Annotated in this window: 17 protein-coding genes; 9 read left to right on the top strand and 8 right to left on the bottom strand. The window is 63.5% G+C overall.

Going from position 1 to position 14,710, the window contains the following annotated elements; all coding sequences use genetic code 11:
* Positions 1 to 139 precede the first annotated feature (139 nt).
* A complete protein-coding gene (locus NKG99_RS15650; protein ID WP_352869225.1) occupies positions 140 to 913 on the top strand; it encodes a gamma-glutamyl-gamma-aminobutyrate hydrolase family protein in 774 nt (257 codons plus the stop codon).
* On the opposite strand, the gene NKG99_RS15655 is transcribed toward NKG99_RS15650, so the two are convergent.
* From NKG99_RS15655 to NKG99_RS15675, 5 genes are all read right to left on the bottom strand, one after another.
* A complete protein-coding gene (locus NKG99_RS15655) occupies positions 914 to 1,318 on the bottom strand; it encodes a hypothetical protein (RefSeq protein ID WP_352869390.1) in 405 nt (134 codons plus the stop codon). It abuts the gene before it with no gap.
* 82 nt (positions 1,319 to 1,400) lie between these two features.
* Entirely contained in the window at positions 1,401 to 2,384 is a 984-nt protein-coding gene (locus tag NKG99_RS15660) for a 2-hydroxyacid dehydrogenase (RefSeq protein WP_352869228.1), read from the bottom strand.
* Positions 2,381 to 3,403, bottom strand: coding sequence for a LacI family DNA-binding transcriptional regulator (locus NKG99_RS15665; RefSeq protein ID WP_352869391.1), 1,023 nt, complete (start codon positions 3,401 to 3,403; stop codon positions 2,381 to 2,383). Before NKG99_RS15665 ends, NKG99_RS15660 begins: the two co-directional genes overlap by 4 nt.
* A 78-nt stretch (positions 3,404 to 3,481) precedes the next feature.
* Positions 3,482 to 4,366, bottom strand: coding sequence for a DMT family transporter (locus NKG99_RS15670; RefSeq protein WP_352869230.1), 885 nt, complete (start codon positions 4,364 to 4,366; stop codon positions 3,482 to 3,484).
* A 177-nt stretch (positions 4,367 to 4,543) separates the two neighbouring features.
* The gene (locus tag NKG99_RS15675; RefSeq protein ID WP_352869392.1) at positions 4,544 to 4,951 is read right to left on the bottom strand and encodes a DUF2000 family protein; all 408 of its coding nucleotides are present in this window, start codon (positions 4,949 to 4,951) and stop codon (positions 4,544 to 4,546) included.
* Positions 4,952 to 5,003: 52 nt separating this feature from the next.
* Between NKG99_RS15675 and NKG99_RS15680 the strand changes: the two genes are divergently transcribed.
* A complete protein-coding gene (locus tag NKG99_RS15680; RefSeq protein ID WP_352869232.1) occupies positions 5,004 to 5,876 on the top strand; it encodes an AraC family transcriptional regulator in 873 nt (290 codons plus the stop codon).
* Positions 5,877 to 5,891: 15 nt separating this feature from the next.
* On the opposite strand, the gene NKG99_RS15685 is transcribed toward NKG99_RS15680, so the two are convergent.
* The gene (locus NKG99_RS15685; protein ID WP_352869234.1) at positions 5,892 to 6,362 is read right to left on the bottom strand and encodes a MarR family winged helix-turn-helix transcriptional regulator; all 471 of its coding nucleotides are present in this window, start codon (positions 6,360 to 6,362) and stop codon (positions 5,892 to 5,894) included.
* A gap of 218 nt (positions 6,363 to 6,580) precedes the next feature.
* Positions 6,581 to 7,327, bottom strand: coding sequence for an intradiol ring-cleavage dioxygenase (locus NKG99_RS15690; RefSeq protein WP_352869236.1), 747 nt, complete (start codon positions 7,325 to 7,327; stop codon positions 6,581 to 6,583).
* 200 nt (positions 7,328 to 7,527) lie between these two features.
* On the opposite strand from NKG99_RS15690, the gene NKG99_RS15695 reads away from it, so the two are divergent.
* From NKG99_RS15695 to NKG99_RS15710, 4 genes are all read left to right on the top strand, one after another.
* Positions 7,528 to 8,580 carry a CobW family GTP-binding protein gene (locus tag NKG99_RS15695; protein WP_352869239.1) on the top strand — a complete coding sequence of 351 codons (1,053 nt, stop codon included), beginning with the start codon at positions 7,528 to 7,530 and terminating at the stop codon, positions 8,578 to 8,580.
* 91 nt (positions 8,581 to 8,671) lie between these two features.
* Positions 8,672 to 8,950: a type II toxin-antitoxin system TacA family antitoxin gene (locus NKG99_RS15700; protein WP_352869241.1), complete on the top strand. Its 279-nt coding sequence runs from the start codon at positions 8,672 to 8,674 to the stop codon at positions 8,948 to 8,950.
* Entirely contained in the window at positions 8,947 to 9,474 is a 528-nt protein-coding gene (locus NKG99_RS15705; RefSeq protein WP_352869243.1) for a GNAT family N-acetyltransferase, read from the top strand. Before NKG99_RS15700 ends, NKG99_RS15705 begins: the two co-directional genes overlap by 4 nt.
* Before the next feature lie 106 nt (positions 9,475 to 9,580).
* On the top strand, positions 9,581 to 10,555 hold the full coding sequence (locus tag NKG99_RS15710; protein WP_352869245.1) for a WD40 repeat domain-containing protein: 975 nt from the start codon (positions 9,581 to 9,583) through the stop codon (positions 10,553 to 10,555).
* Positions 10,556 to 10,563: 8 nt separating this feature from the next.
* On the opposite strand, the gene NKG99_RS15715 is transcribed toward NKG99_RS15710, so the two are convergent.
* Positions 10,564 to 11,016, bottom strand: a complete 453-nt coding sequence (locus NKG99_RS15715) for a hypothetical protein (protein ID WP_352869247.1) — start codon at positions 11,014 to 11,016, stop codon at positions 10,564 to 10,566.
* Positions 11,017 to 11,173: 157 nt separating this feature from the next.
* Between NKG99_RS15715 and NKG99_RS15720 the strand changes: the two genes are divergently transcribed.
* The 3 genes from NKG99_RS15720 to NKG99_RS15730 are packed head-to-tail and all read left to right on the top strand — an operon-like array spanning position 11,174 to position 14,710.
* Positions 11,174 to 12,553 carry an aspartate aminotransferase family protein gene (locus tag NKG99_RS15720; protein WP_352869249.1) on the top strand — a complete coding sequence of 460 codons (1,380 nt, stop codon included), beginning with the start codon at positions 11,174 to 11,176 and terminating at the stop codon, positions 12,551 to 12,553.
* Positions 12,554 to 12,585: 32 nt separating this feature from the next.
* Positions 12,586 to 13,971: a glutamine synthetase family protein gene (locus tag NKG99_RS15725; protein ID WP_502910890.1), complete on the top strand. Its 1,386-nt coding sequence runs from the start codon at positions 12,586 to 12,588 to the stop codon at positions 13,969 to 13,971.
* 58 nt (positions 13,972 to 14,029) lie between these two features.
* Positions 14,030 to 14,710, top strand: coding sequence for a UdgX family uracil-DNA binding protein (locus tag NKG99_RS15730; protein ID WP_352869394.1), 681 nt, complete (start codon positions 14,030 to 14,032; stop codon positions 14,708 to 14,710).

Consider the following 14,710-nt stretch of genomic DNA (forward strand, 5'->3'; position numbering starts at 1 on the left):
CCAGCTGCCCTGCAACTATAGTCTAACAGGCCGTTTCGTGGCCCATGCGACACGCTGAAACTTGGCATGGAAAAATAGCCGGGGATCGCCTATTTTAGAGGCAGGACATTCCCTTGCCCAGATGGAACACAGAGCCAAAATGCATCAGCCGCTCGTCGCCATATCGACCGACGTCCGTCAGTTCGACAACTACACCTGGCATGCCGCCCCGCAGCAATATCTGGAAGCGGCGATCACCGGCGCCGGCGTGTTCCCGGTGCTTGTGCCATCATTCGGCGACCGGCTCGACTTCGGCGAACTTCTGTCGTCGGTCGACGGCGTCATGGTCACCGGCTCGAAATCCAATGTGCATCCTTCGCTCTATGGCGGCGATGCCAGCGAAGCCAACGGCCCCTATGACCCGGCGCGCGACGCCACGACGCTGCCGCTGATCCGCCAGGCGATCGAGCGCGGCGTGCCGCTGCTCGCCATCTGCCGCGGCATCCAGGAGATGAACGTGGCGCTGGGCGGCACGCTCGGCACCGAGATCCAGGAGCGTGAGGGTTCGCTCGATCACCGTGCGCCGGTGAGCGACAATCAGGACGAACGCTTCGGTATCCGGCAAAAGGTGACGATCAAGCCCGGAAGCTGCCTGGCCGGTGTGTTCGGCGAGGGTGATATCATGGTCAATTCCGTACACCGCCAAGCCGTCGACCGGCTCGGCCCGAAGCTGCAGATCGAGGCCGTCGCCAGCGACGGCACGGTCGAGGCGGTGTCGGTCAGGGATGCCCGCGCCTTCGCCGTCGGCGTGCAATGGCATCCGGAATATTGGGTCAATTCGGACAGCAACTCGACGAAAATATTCCGTGCCTTCGGCGATGCGGTTCGCCTGCACGCCGCGGCGAAGGCTGGCGCGCGGGCCGCGGCCGAATAATCAATCGCCGGATTTCGAATCACCGGTAGCCGCCAGCGACAGAAGTGGCGCGGCCGGGGCATAGGATTCATAGCCGTCGCCGTCGGCAGCCGCGAATGTGACGATCGCATCGACACCGTTGGCGCTGAAGGCGACCGTGCCGTCGTTTTGCTCGCGCCAGAACTTCGCCTGCTCTATGCCCGGCAAGAGCCGGCGGCATTTCGGAGCAACGGTGAGCAGGGCCAAGCCATCCGAAATTTCGGCCCCGCGGCTGACCGCACAGGCCGCCTCATGGCCATTGGCGACCAACCTGTAGCTGTTGGACGGCGCGACTTCGTCGGCGGCACTTTCACCGCTGCCACCGTGAAACAGCTGAATGCCGCCAAACAGCGCTGCGGCAGCGATCAATGCGGAAAGTGCTTTCATCATTCTTCATCCACGCACACGCACAGGATAAAGAATGATTCCAAAGGGTTAAGCTGACGTTAATAAGTGTGGCAGCCGCGGCTCAGCCACGAGCCCTGACCCCAGCCGTCTCGGGCACCGGCGTCAGCGGGCGGCGCTCGGTGAACCAGGACACCAGATTGTCGACGCACAGGTCGGCCATGGCGCGGCGGGTGTGGTCCGAAGCCGAGCCGACATGCGGCAACAGCGAGGTGTTTGGCGCGTCGAGCAACGCCTTGGGCACGTTCGGCTCGTCGGCAAAGACATCGAGGCCGGCAGCGGCGATGATGCCGTTGGCGAGTGATGCCGCAAGCGCCGACTCATCGACCGTGCTGCCACGGCCGATGTTGACGAAGACGCCGTCGGCGCCGAGCGCCGACAGGATCTCGGCATTGACCGCCTTCTCCGTCGAAGCTCCGCCAGGTGCCACCGAAATCAGGGTATCGACGGCTTCGGCAAGCCCTTTCAGCGTCGGGTGATACTGATAACTCAAGCCTTCAACCTGGCGCCGGTTGTGGTAGGAAACCGGCAGGCCGAAAGCTTCGAGCCGCCGGGCGATGGCTTGCCCGATGCGGCCCATGCCAAAAATACCCACACTGCGCCCGCGCAAGGTCAGCCGGCTCAGCGGATAGTTGCCCTTGCGCACCCAACTGCCGTCTCGCAGCCAGGCTTCGGCGCGCGGCAGGTCGCGGACAGTGTTGATCAGCAGCCCGATGGCGGTGTCGGCAACCTCCTCGGTCAGCACGTCGGGGGTGTTGGTGACCATGATGTTTTTCGCCGCCGCATGGCCGACATCGACTGAATCATAGCCGACGCCGAAGGAAGCGATGAGTTCGAGATTGGGCAGGGCATCCATCATCGCCGCGTTGATGCCGGCAAACGAAGCGATGCCACGCACGTTGCCGCGCATCTCGTCGGTGACCAGGGAGGGATCGGCGCGTTCGATTGTGACACGTCTGAATGTGCGGTTGATGCGGTCGATCGCATGATCGTTGAAATCGCCCGGCACCAGGATGGCGACGGTTTGCAGCTGTTCGGCCTTGGTCATGCACGCTCCACCGGCTTGCCGGTCGACTGACGCACATGCAGTTCCGGCTTGATCAATTCCTGCGAGGGCCGCACCATCTGCCCGTTGAGCTTGTCGAGCAGCGCGCTGGCGGCGCGGCGGCCAACCTCGCGCTGTCCGTTCCAGACGGTGGTCAGCGCCGGCGTCGCGATCGCCGCCTCTTCGAGATCGTCATAGCCGGTGACGGAGATATCGACGCCGGGCACCAGGCCGGCGCGGGCAATGCCGTTCATGAGGCCGATGGCGACAAGGTCGTTCCAGCAGCAGGCAGCCGTCGGTCTGTCCTTCAGCGCCAGGAACTGGCCGGCTGCCTCGAAGCCGGCCTGCTTGGTGCGCGGGCCGGCGATGCGCCAGGACGGCCTGACTTCCAGCCCGGCCGCGTCCATGGCATTGACGTAGCCCTGGTAACGGTCGCGGCCGGTCGAGGTCTGGTCGGTGCCGCCGATCATGGCGATGCGCTTGTGGCCGAGCGAGATCAGATGGTTGGTGGCGAGCCCGGTGCCATAGGCATCGTCGCCGCGAAAGACCGGCACGTCGGCGCCCTCGACGGTGCGCGCGATCAGCACCGCCGGCAGGCCATTCTCCTCGGCCATCACGATGTCGGAGGCCGGTGTGCCGATGGCCGGCGACATGATGACCCCGTCGGCGCCGAGCTGCAAAAGCGTGTCGATGAAAGTGCGCTGCTTTTCGAGCTGATCATAGTGGTTGGACAGGATGAAGGTCTGCCGGCTGCGGTCGAGCTCGCTTTCGATCGAGCGCAGGATCTCGGCGAAGAACGGGTTCATGATGTCGTGGACGACAACGCCGACAATGCCCGACCGCGAGGTGCGCAGGCTGGCGGCGCGGCGGTTGTAGATATAGCCGATGGCGCGGGCGTGTTCCTTGATGCGGTCGCGGGTGATTCCGGCAACCAGAGGGCTGTCGCGCAGCGCCAGCGAGACCGTGGCCGTGGACACGCCGAGCGCATCCGCGATCGTCGAAAGCTTGATTTTCTGTGCCAGCGCCTTGCGCCCCCCGAACGACCTGAATTCAGACCTAAACTGTTTAAAGGCGGCGTTATGCCACCGATCGGAGGCAAATCAAAGTTTTTTTGCCAGCGCTTCCGCCTCGACATCCGAGGCCGCGCGGCTCTGCAGCCGAAGCCGGTGCTCGCGGTGGACGATGTAGAGGCCGCTGGCGACGATGATGGCGGCTCCGACCAGCGTCCAGCGGTCGGGAAACTGCTTGAAGACGATCCAGCCGGAAATGATCATCCACACCATCTGGGAATAGGTATAGGGCGCCAATGCCGTGGTCGTCGCCAGCCGGTAGGCCTGAACCAGCAGCCAGTGGCCGACGCCGCCGAACACGCCAAGCATGAGCAGCACGAACCAGTGCCAGCCGTCATGTGGGAGCGAAAACGAAAACGGCAGCAAGGGCAACAGCAGCAGCGCCGGCGCCAGCGCCGAGAACAGGATCAGGCTCTCCGGCGTCTCGGTCGCCGACATGCGGCGCGTCATGATGACGTAGAAGCAGTTCGACAGCATCGAGCCGAGCGCGAAGAGATGCCCGATGCCGAAAACCCCGACGCCTGGCCGGGTGATGATGAGAACCCCCGCAAAGGCCGCCAGGATCGCCAGCCAGCGGCGCCAGCCGGCCCACTCACCAAGCAGCGGACCGGCCAGCGCCGTGATCACCATCGGCCCGAAGAAATAGATCGAGGTGGTCTCGGCCAGTTGCAGGGACCGCAGCGCCAGGACGTTGAATATGGTCGATCCAAACAGGAACAGGCCGCGCAGGACATGTGCCGGCAGATTGACCGGGCGAAATCGCGCCGGCTGGCGCCAGCCGCGCAGCAGCGTGCCGACCAGCACCACATGCACGGCAAAGCGCACCCAGGCGACGATCAGCACGGAAACGCCGGCCAGGACGAGATACTTGCTGCTGGTGTCGAGGAAGGTGAAGCAGACATAGGTGGAAAGCATGCACAGGATCGCCACCGGGGGCGTCGCGCTTTCTGGATATCTTTGGGGAGCACTCACTTGCAGGCCGGGTGGGAAGCTGGCTGAAGCCCACCTTTGCGGGAATTGCCGGCTCCCGGCAAGCCAAAAGCGCCTGGCACAACAAGACGCGGCGACAGGCTTGGTCCATGCGTCGGAAAGCTAGGCGTGCATGCGGGCACCCTTGGTGATCTTGTCGACCAGCTTCTTCTCGGCGCGAAGCGCAATACCGACCACCTTGGCGTCTTCGGGCGCGAACTCGGCGAAGACGGCGCGGTTGGCGGCGTCGAAGCCGGTCGAAAACATCTCCTCGACATAGAGCGAGGTGGTCACGCCGCGCTCCAGCGTGCGCCTGTGGATGGTGGCCAGCGTCGCATGGTCGACCGACAGCACGATGACGGGCTGGATAGACAGCGGGTTGTAGAGATTGCCAGCGCGGTCGCGATAGGGCTCGCCGATGATGTCCGGAAACTGCGCGGCGATGCCGCTGGTCAGGAAGGCGGTGACGTTGAGTTTCTGCCAGACCGGCAGATCCTGCCTGAGCACGATTGCAAATTTCGTATCGAACATGAGAAAATAGACCATTCGAGGTTGCGCCCCGGTTTCGGGACTGAAGGAGACGATGTCTCACGATCTAGACAGCCAGGCCTTTAGAGGTCTTGGACGTTTGTGCGTCGATGCGGCGGAAAACTGCATCATCTCCGCCCCCGACCCCGCCGGCATGGAGCGCATCGAGGCGCGGTTCCATGGCAGCGCCTTCGACCTGCATCGTCACGATACCTATGCGATCGGCGTGACGCTGCACGGGGTGCAGACGTTTCGCTATCTCGGCGAGACGCGCCACAGCCTGCCCGGCCAGATCATCGTGCTGCATCCCGACGAGTTGCATGACGGCGGCGCGGGCACCGAGGACGGCCTGCGCTACCGAATGCTCTACCTGGAGCCGTCGTTGATGCTCGACTGCCTTGGCGGCGCTTCGCTGCCTTTTGTTGGGGATGGCGTGGTGACGGACGCGGCTTTCCGCGCAATGCTGCTTTCGGCGCTGGGGCCGCTGGAGCAGGAACTCGACGAATTGTTCGTCGACGACTTCCTGACGCAACTGATGCAAAGCCTGACACGGCATGCCGGCCAACCTGCCAAGCCAATGGCCAGAACGGCGTGGCGGGCGGCTATGCTGGCGCGCGACTATCTTACGGAAAACCTCGCCCGGCCGGTGCGTTCGGGCGAACTGGAAGCGGTCACCGGGCTCGACCGCTATGCCTTGTCACGGCATTTCCGCGCCGCCTTCTCGACCAGCCCGCATCGCTTCCTGGTGATGCGCCGGCTTCAGCGCGCGCGGCGGATGATCGCCGCCGGCGAACCATTGGCGCAGATCGCCGTCGACGCCGGCTTCAGCGACCAAAGCCATTTCATAAGACAATTCAAGAAGGCGTTCGGCATGACGCCGGGACGCTGGTCTTCGCTGATCCGTGGATCGGCCGCAGCGGCGGCTTGAACGCCTGCCGTACGATCAGTCGTCCAGCTCGGCGTCGTCGTCGATCAACGCCAGTTCTTCGTTCGAGAGGTTGGCCTCGATGCGGGCGAGCAGCTTGAACAGCGTCTTCTGGTCCTTCTTGTCGAGGCCTTTCAGCGCCTGCTTTTCCGTCTTCTTCACCGATTTCTCGATAGCGTGAATGATGTCGCGCCCGGTGTCGGTGAGGAAGATATGCGCCTGGCGGGCATCGGCCTCGGAGGCGCGCTTCTCCAGGAAACCCTGGGCCTGAAGCCGGTTGATGGTCTTGGTAATGGTGGGCGGGCGCACGCCGAGGCGTCCTGCCAGATTGCCAGGCGTCTGGCCATCTTCACGGTCGAGCGACAGCATGATCTGGTCCTGGCCGGCATAGAAGCCGTGCGCCAGAAGCCGTGCCGCCAGCGCGGTTCTTGCCAGCCTTGCCGCCGAATGCAGCCGGCTCATTGTCGCAGTCTTGTCCGCCTTGGCCATGGTCATCCCTCTTCGGCCGTACCGGTGCGGGTAGCATAGAGGCAGCCGGCCGGTTGGCAATCGACGATCAAAAAGATTCCGGCGCTTCAAACAGCTTTGCCGGCAAGCAATTGTGGTGTCCGCCGTGGCTAATGCCAGATGTTTATTTCAGTTAGATGACAAACGAGTTTTCGCGGCCGGAGTTTTCGCCGTGGGCAGGGTGCGTGAGGGAATGCCGCTCAGATGGGCTTCACCGCGACGATCATCAGCGCCTGATAGACATCCTCCACCTCGCGCAGTGCGGCCTGCGACAGCGGTCCGGCCTGCCTGGCGATGCCGTCGCTGGTGTTCGAGGTGTCACGCTTGCGGGGCCGGTCATTGTAGGGTGCGACCGTGGTGAATATCTGCTCGCTGAGACCGTCGGGGAAAAACAACTGGCCGGTCATCACCGAACTGTCGTCGGGGAAAACCTTGAAATGGATATGGGTGGTGCGACCGCGATACCAGCCGGGATAGATGGTGGCGAAGGAAACGATGCCGCTTGCATCGGTCTTCTGCCAACCGCGCAGGAAGGTCTGGCCCGATGTATCGACATCCCTGCCGTCACCTTGTCCCGGATAGCCCGAATAGGCACCTTGGGCGTCGCAATGCCAGATATCGACGCGAGCGCCGGCAAGCGGGCGGCAGGCAGCGTCGACGACCTGCAGCCGGACAGCAAGAGCAATGCCCTTCTTGCCTTCGGTGACATCGGCACGTTCGAGTTTCGGGTCGAAATAGAACGGCCCCTCGGTCACCTCAGGCGTAATGACGCACACGCCCGCGCCGGTTTCGAACAGAGCCAGTCCGGCATAGGGTGAAACTTGGGTAGCCGAAGATTGGGCGGCCATCGCGGAGGCGGGCAGGAAGGCACCACCGCCGGCCGTGACCGCGATCAAGCCGAGCGCCTGGCGCCGGCTCAATGGGAAGGAGGATGGCTTGCCGGACATATCCTGCCTCTCGAATTGGCCTCCCGTATCCTGATCTAGGCGGTCACAGCGGCTCTCGCCAGTCAAAATTCGGTAATGGCAGCAGCTTGTTTGGCCCATCGGTTTGCCTCGTGCAAAAGCCCGGCGCACATCCTATATGGAGCCGACAATCTCATTTCGATGGCCGGATCTTTCGCGGCCCAGATAGTTCGAGGCAACCCATGAGCGACGCACAGACGCAGATTCCCGTAACCGTTCTCACCGGCTATCTCGGCGCCGGCAAGACGACGCTGCTCAACCGCATCCTGTCGGAAAACCACGGCAAGCGCTACGCCGTCATCGTCAACGAGTTCGGCGAAATCGGCATCGACAATGACCTGATCGTGGAATCCGACGAGGAAATCTACGAGATGAACAATGGCTGCGTCTGCTGCACGGTGCGCGGCGACCTGATCCGCGTCGTCGAGGGCCTGATGCGCCGGCCCGGCCGCTTCGACGCCATCGTGGTCGAGACCACCGGGCTCGCCGATCCGGTGCCGGTGGCGCAGACCTTCTTCATGGACGACGACGTGCGCTCCAAGACCAGGCTCGACGCGGTGGTGGCGCTGGTCGACGCCAAGCATCTGCCGCTGCGGCTCAAGGATTCCAGGGAAGCCGAGGACCAGATTGCTTTCGCCGACGTCGTCGTGCTCAACAAGACCGACCTCGTCACCACCGAAGAGCTTGCCAAGGTCGAGGCGACGATCCGCGCCATCAATCCGGCGGCGAAGATCCATCGCACGACACGAGCCGGCGTCGCTTTGTCCGAAGTGCTCGACCGCGGCGCCTTCGACCTGTCCAGGGCACTGGAAAACGATCCGCATTTCCTCGAGGCGCATGACGATCACGACCATCATGACCACGACCATGACGGCCACGATCATCATGATCATGACGGACACGATCACCACCATCACGCGCATCCTTCCGACATCCATGACGTGACCGTGCAGTCGGTGTCGCTGCGCGGCGGCGAGATGGACCCGAAGAAATTCTTCCCGTGGATCGAGAAGATCACCCAGATGGAAGGCCCCAACATCCTGCGGCTGAAGGGCATCATCGCGCTCAAGGGCGATGACGAGCGCTATGTCATCCAGGGCGTGCACATGATCATCGAGGGCGACCACCAGCGCGCCTGGAAGGACGGCGAGAAGCATGAAAGCCGGCTGGTGTTCATCGGCCGCGAACTCGACGCCGAGCGGCTGAAGAAGAGCTTTGACGCCTGCCAGGCCTAGGTCATCCTTCGTAGCGCTGCTCATTGCGGGTTGAATATCTCCTCGTGTACACATATCATGTGTACACGATATTAGCGGCGAGGAGTGACCTATGCCTAGATCAGCCGACAACAAGACCGAGCGCTACCAAATCCGCATTCCGGCTGAGCAAAAGGCGATGATCTCCCGCGCCGCAGCGCTGTCGCACAAGGATATGGCCGACTTTATCCTCGACAAGGTCGTGCCCGAAGCGCAGGCCGTGATCGAAGCAGCGGAGGTGACGAAGGTGTCCGGTCGCGATTTCTCGCGCATCCTCGACCTGTTGGAGCACCCGCCAAAGCCAAACGCCAAGCTCAGGGCCGCGATCGCTGCCTTGCCGGCTACTCTGTGACGCTTCCATCCTGGCACGAAGAACCGATTGCGAAACGTCATGATCGGGCTTCCTTCGATTGCGGCGACGCGCAGATGAACGATTTTCTACGGCGTTTCGCGCGACAGAGCCACGATCAGAATGCAGCCAAGACCTTCTGTGCGGTCGATGACGCGGCTTCGGAACATATCTTCGGTTTCTATACGATCGCACCGTCTGCAATCGCCTACGAAACCGTGCCCGAAGACATGACGAGAGGCTTAGCCCGACACGAGGTTTCCGGCTTCAAGCTTGCACGGCTCGCGACCGACCGCACCGTCGCAGGGCAAGGGCTCGGCGGCCAGTTGCTTGCTGCCGCGGCGTTGCGCTGCCTGCGACTTGCTGGCGAGGGCGGCGGTATCCTGCTCATCATCGACGCCAAGAGCGAGCGAGCGGCAAGGTGGTATGCCAGCTATGGCGCCGAGCCCCTCCAAGAATCGGATTTGACCCTGGTGATGCCCCTGGCGACGTTTGCAACCGATCTGCGGGAGAAAGGACTGCTTTGACAATCGCCTCTCGGGACTTGCCGAACCTCATGGTTGCCGGAACCGCAAACGTCGAGTAAGCCGCCCGGGCTGTTTCTACAATCTCGTCCAGGTGAATAGAATAGTCATGCCCACAGTCGCCCCGCTTGATCTCGAAGGCCATTGCATCGCCGCCGTCTTCCTCGGCGACGTGCCGCATTTCGCGATGGCCGACGGCGCCATCCACCGGCTGGACCATGGCCACAAGACGGTGCAGGCCAATGACGGGCTGCTAGCCGCCTTTCACGATGCCCCCAATGACCGGCTGATCACCGGCGGCGAGGACGGCAAGGTGTTTGCCGTGAAAGCGGGCGGCGAGGCCACGGAATTGGCAAGCGCGGCCAAGAAGTGGATCACCAGCGTTGCCGCCGGACCGCAAGGCGCCATCGCCTATGCGACCGGCAAGACCGCCTACGTGCGCTTCGCCGACGGCAAGACCCGGGAATTCGTCCATCCGCGCTCGGTCGAGGGGCTGGCGTTCTCGCCCAAGGGCATGCGCTTCGGCGTTGCCCGCTACAATGGCGCGACGCTGCATTTCCCGGCCGCCGAGGGCAAGCCGGTGGAGCTCGAATGGGCCGGCGCCCACACCGGCATCACCTTCTCGCCGGATGGCGCCTTCCTGGTCACCACCATGCAGGAAAACGCATTGCACGGCTGGAAGCTCGCCGACGGCAAGCACATGCGCATGAGCGGTTATCCCGCCAAGGTCAAGAGTCTGTCGTGGAGCGCGAAGGGCAAGTGGCTGGCGAGTTCCGGCGCGCCGGCGGCGATCGTCTGGCCGTTTTCAGGCAAGGACGGTCCGATGGGCAAGGCACCGCTGGAACTCGGCACGCGCGGCAACGCCATGGTGACGGCTGTCGCCTGCCACCCGAGCCAGGATGTCGTCGCCGTCGGCTATGATGACGGCATGGTGATGGCGGTGCGTTTTGCCGACGCCAAGGAAGTGCTGTTGCGGCGGCCGGGCAAGGGCGCCATCACCTCGATGATGTGGGACAAGGAAGAACGCCGCGTCGCTTTCGGCAGTGCGGCCGGAGATTGCGGCGTCATCGACATCACGGCGTAATTTCAGGTTCATTCGGCCCCGCAGGAGACCTTTCCGGTCAGTTCGACCGTCTTGCCGTCCTTGTCCGTGTCGGCGGCATGGTCATAGACGGCGAGCGTGTACTGGCCGTCATAGACGCCTTCGTCGCTGGTCTTGGTCAGGATCGTCAGCTCGACATAGTTGTAGGTATCCGCGAGCTGATGCTCGCGGTAGATGTTCAGCCGCAATTCCTTGCCGTCCAGCCAGTACTGGGTGAGGTTGGAATCCTCGAACACCGTCTTGCGCAGATGATCGCCAACTGGCCTCGCCTTGATTTCGAGATCGCCGCGAAAGTTGAAGGTCGGGCCGCCCATGCCTCTGGTGACGCCGGCACCGACGTCGAATGTCACAGCGGCATCGTCAACGTTGCACCAGATGCCGCCTGAGGCGAAAGCCGCGCTGGCCGACGACAGAAGCGTCGCCACACAGATGATCGTCCGCATATTTGCTCCCCTACCTTGGTTCCCGCTCATATTGGCGCTGACTTCGGCGGCACGGTCAAGCGCCGCTGCCAAGGGCTGAGCCAATGCAGGACAGATGCGCGGCCAATTGCGGTTGCGGACATGGATTGGCTAAGAGGGACAGACCAGAGGGGTTTTCATGCACAGCGACACTTCCAAGATGGCCATCGGCGGCATCGGCCGCGACCGCATTGCCGAATTGCGCGAGACCGAGGGCGCGGCCTTCCGCAAGGCCCGGCCAAAGTCGCAAGCCAAGGCCGGCAATGGCCTGCCCGGCTTCTTCGGCGGCGTGCCGATGCACTGGATGAACGACTGGCCGACGCCGTTTCCCATCCTGGTCGACAGCGCCAGGGGCGCGACCATCACCGATATCGACGGTATCAGGCTCGACGATTTCTGCCTTGGCGACACCGGCTCGATGTTCGGCCATTCGCCGACGCCGGTGGCGCGCGCCATCCGCCGCCAGGCCGGACGCGGCCTGACCTATATGCTGCCTTCGAAAGACGCGCTCGCGATCGGGCCGCTGCTGCGGCAGCGTTTCGGCCTGCCGTTCTGGCAGATCGCGACGACGGCGACCGACGCCAACCGCTTTGCGTTGCGCGTCGCCCGCGCCGTCACCGGCCGGGAGAATATCCTGGTCTTCAATGGCTGCTATCACGGCTCGGTCGATGAGACGATGGTGCGGCTGATCGACGGCAAGCCCGTCAACCGGCCGGGGCTGGCGGGCGAGTTCCGCGACCTGACGCGCACGGCCAAGGTCATCGAGTTCAACGATGTTCCAGCACTCGAAGCCGCGCTTGGGAATAAGGACGTCGCCTGCGTTATCGCCGAACCGGTGCTGACCAATTCCTGCATGGTGGTGGCCGATCCGGGCTACCATGACGCGCTGCGCAAACTAACGCACCAAGCCGGCACACTGCTTCTGATCGACGAGACGCACACGATCTCGACCGGTCCGGGCGGTTACACCAGGAAATACGGACTGGAGCCGGATTTTTTCGTGCTGGGCAAGCCGATCGCCGGCGGCGTGCCGGCAAGTGTGTGGGGTATGAGCGACGACGTCGCCTCGCGCTACGCGGATTACAACAGGACCAAGGAGCCGGGCTATTCCGGCATGGGCACGACGCTGTCGGCCAACCCGCTGCAGTTCGCGGCGATGCGCGCCACGCTCGAAGAGGTGATGACTGAAGAAAATTATGACCGCATGGATCATCTGGCGCGGCGGCTCGATGCCGGGCTGACCGGCGTGATCGACCGCTACCGCCTGCCCTGGCATGTTTCCCGCGTCGGCGCGCGCGTCGAGTTCATCTGCGCGCCCGGCCCGTTGAGGAATGGCGCCGAGGCGGAAGTGGCGCATGCGCCGGAACTGGAGGCGGCCATCCATGTCGCGCTGGTCAATCGCGGCGTGCTGATCGCCCCGTTCCACAACATGATGCTGATCTCGCCGGCGACTTCAGGAGCCCAGGTCAACCGGCTGATTGCCGCCTTCGGCGCGGTTGCGGCAAAGCTTGCGGCATGAGACAAGCGGCGATGGACAACCCCAATGCCATGATGACCTCACCTTCGGGCTCGACGCCCACCGAGGCGCAAGCCTTTCTCGACGCCCATCCCGAGATCGAAGCCTTCGATATCGTGCTGACCGATGCCAATGGCGTCGGCCGCGGCAAGATCGTGCGCCGGCATGAGCTGAAAAGCATCTTCGAGGGCGGCCGCCATATGCCGATCTCGATCCTCGGCCTCGATATCACCGGCGAGGATGTGCACGAGACCGGGCTGATCTGGACGACCGGCGACGGCGACCTCAGGGCTTGGCCGATCCCCGGCACGCTGGTGCCGCTCTACGGCACGAACCCGCCGCGCGGCCAGTTGCTGATGGCCATGTACCAGCTCGACGGCCGGCCGATGTCATCGGATCCGCGGCTGGCGCTGGCACGGCAGGTCGACATACTGGCGGCCAAGGGTCTCTATCCGGCCGGCGCCTTCGAACTCGAATTTTTTCTCCTTGCCAATGAGCGCGATGCCGACGGCAAGGTGCAGCCGGCGCGCGCCGTGCTCGACGGCCGCGTCTCGGGCAAGACCGAGGTCTATTCCGTCGATCACCTGCACGGCATGGAGCCGCTGTTTTCCGACATCTATGCCGCGGCCAAGGCACAAGGCATTCCGGCCGAGACGGTGATTTCCGAATATGCGCCCGGCCAGTACGAATTGACGCTGAACTACCGCAAGGACGTGATGAGGGCCGCCGACGACCTGGTCATGCTGAAGCGCCTGGTGCGGGCGCAGGCGCGCCGCCATGGCGTCACCGCCTGCTTCATGGCCAAGCCGATCGAGAAATATGCCGGCTCGGGCATGCATTTCCATGTCTCGCTGCAGGACAAGGCTGGCCGAAACGTCTTTGCCGAAGCCGGCGGCGAGAGTTGGTCGCTGCCGCTGCTCCAGGGGCTTGGCGGCCTGATCCAGACGATGGCGGAATCGATGCTGGTGTTTGCGCCGCACGCCAATTCCTGGCGGCGCTTCGTCTCGCAATCCTATGCGCCGGTGGCGCCGACCTGGGGCGTGAACAATCGTTCGGTGGCGCTGCGCGTGCCGGCGGGCGACGCGAAAAATCGGCGCATCGAGCATCGGCCATCCGGCGTCGATGCCAACCCCTATCTGATCGCGGCAACGGTGCTGGCCGCTATAACCAAAGGGCTCGACGACGGTCTCGACCCTGGTCCCGAAACCACCGGCAACGGCTACGAGGCGCCAGTCACGCGCACGACCATGCCTGTCGATTGGCGCGCCGCGATCGAAGCCGCGCGAGCATCCAGCTTCCTGAAGGGCGCGCTCGGCGAAGACCTGCACCGGACCTTCGTGGCGATCAAGCAGTCGGAATATCTGCGCGTGGCGCGCACGGTCAGCGAACTGGATTACCACCTCTATCTGCACGAGGTGTAAGGAAAGGAACCATCGTCGATCTCGTTCATTTCAATATCGAAATGGACGAGGCAAGATGATGGCGAGCACGGGCCTTCCGCACGAAGCGAAGATCCCAGCCCGGCGTGTTTCCATAGCGCGTGCGGAGCCGATAGCGGACGAGGCTAAAGCCAGCTCGATCACGGAACTGCAAGAGGCCGCGAATGGCTGCCGCCGCTGCCCGCTCTGGCGTCATGCGACGCAGACCGTGTTCGGCGAAGGACCGGACAATGCCAAGGTGATCTTCGTCGGCGAGCAGCCGGGTGATCAGGAGGATCTCGCCGGCAAGCCTTTCGTCGGGCCCGCGGGCAGGGTGTTCGACGCCATCCTTGATGACGCTGGGGTCGACCGTCAGAAAGTTTACGTCACCAACGCGGTCAAGCACTTCAAATTCGAACCCCGAGGCAAGCGGCGCATCCATTCCAAGCCGAATGCCGGCGAGATTCAGGCCTGCCGCTGGTGGATCGACCAGGAGTTCGAGCTGATCAAGCCGAACATCGCGGTGGCACTCGGCGCGACAGCGGCGACGTCGCTGCTGGGCAAGGCGATCCCGGTAATGAAGATGCGCGGCCAGGTGATCGAGCGCGAGGACGGTTTGCGCGTCTTTGTCACTATCCATCCCTCCCTCATCCTGCGCATTCGTGAGCCGGCGGACAAGCAAGCCGAACGCGAGCGGTTCCTGGACGATATCAGAAAGGTGAAGCGGCTGATGGCCGCCTGA

Source organism: Mesorhizobium sp. M1409 (assembly GCF_040317535.1).
Lineage (GTDB): Bacteria > Pseudomonadota > Alphaproteobacteria > Rhizobiales > Rhizobiaceae > Mesorhizobium.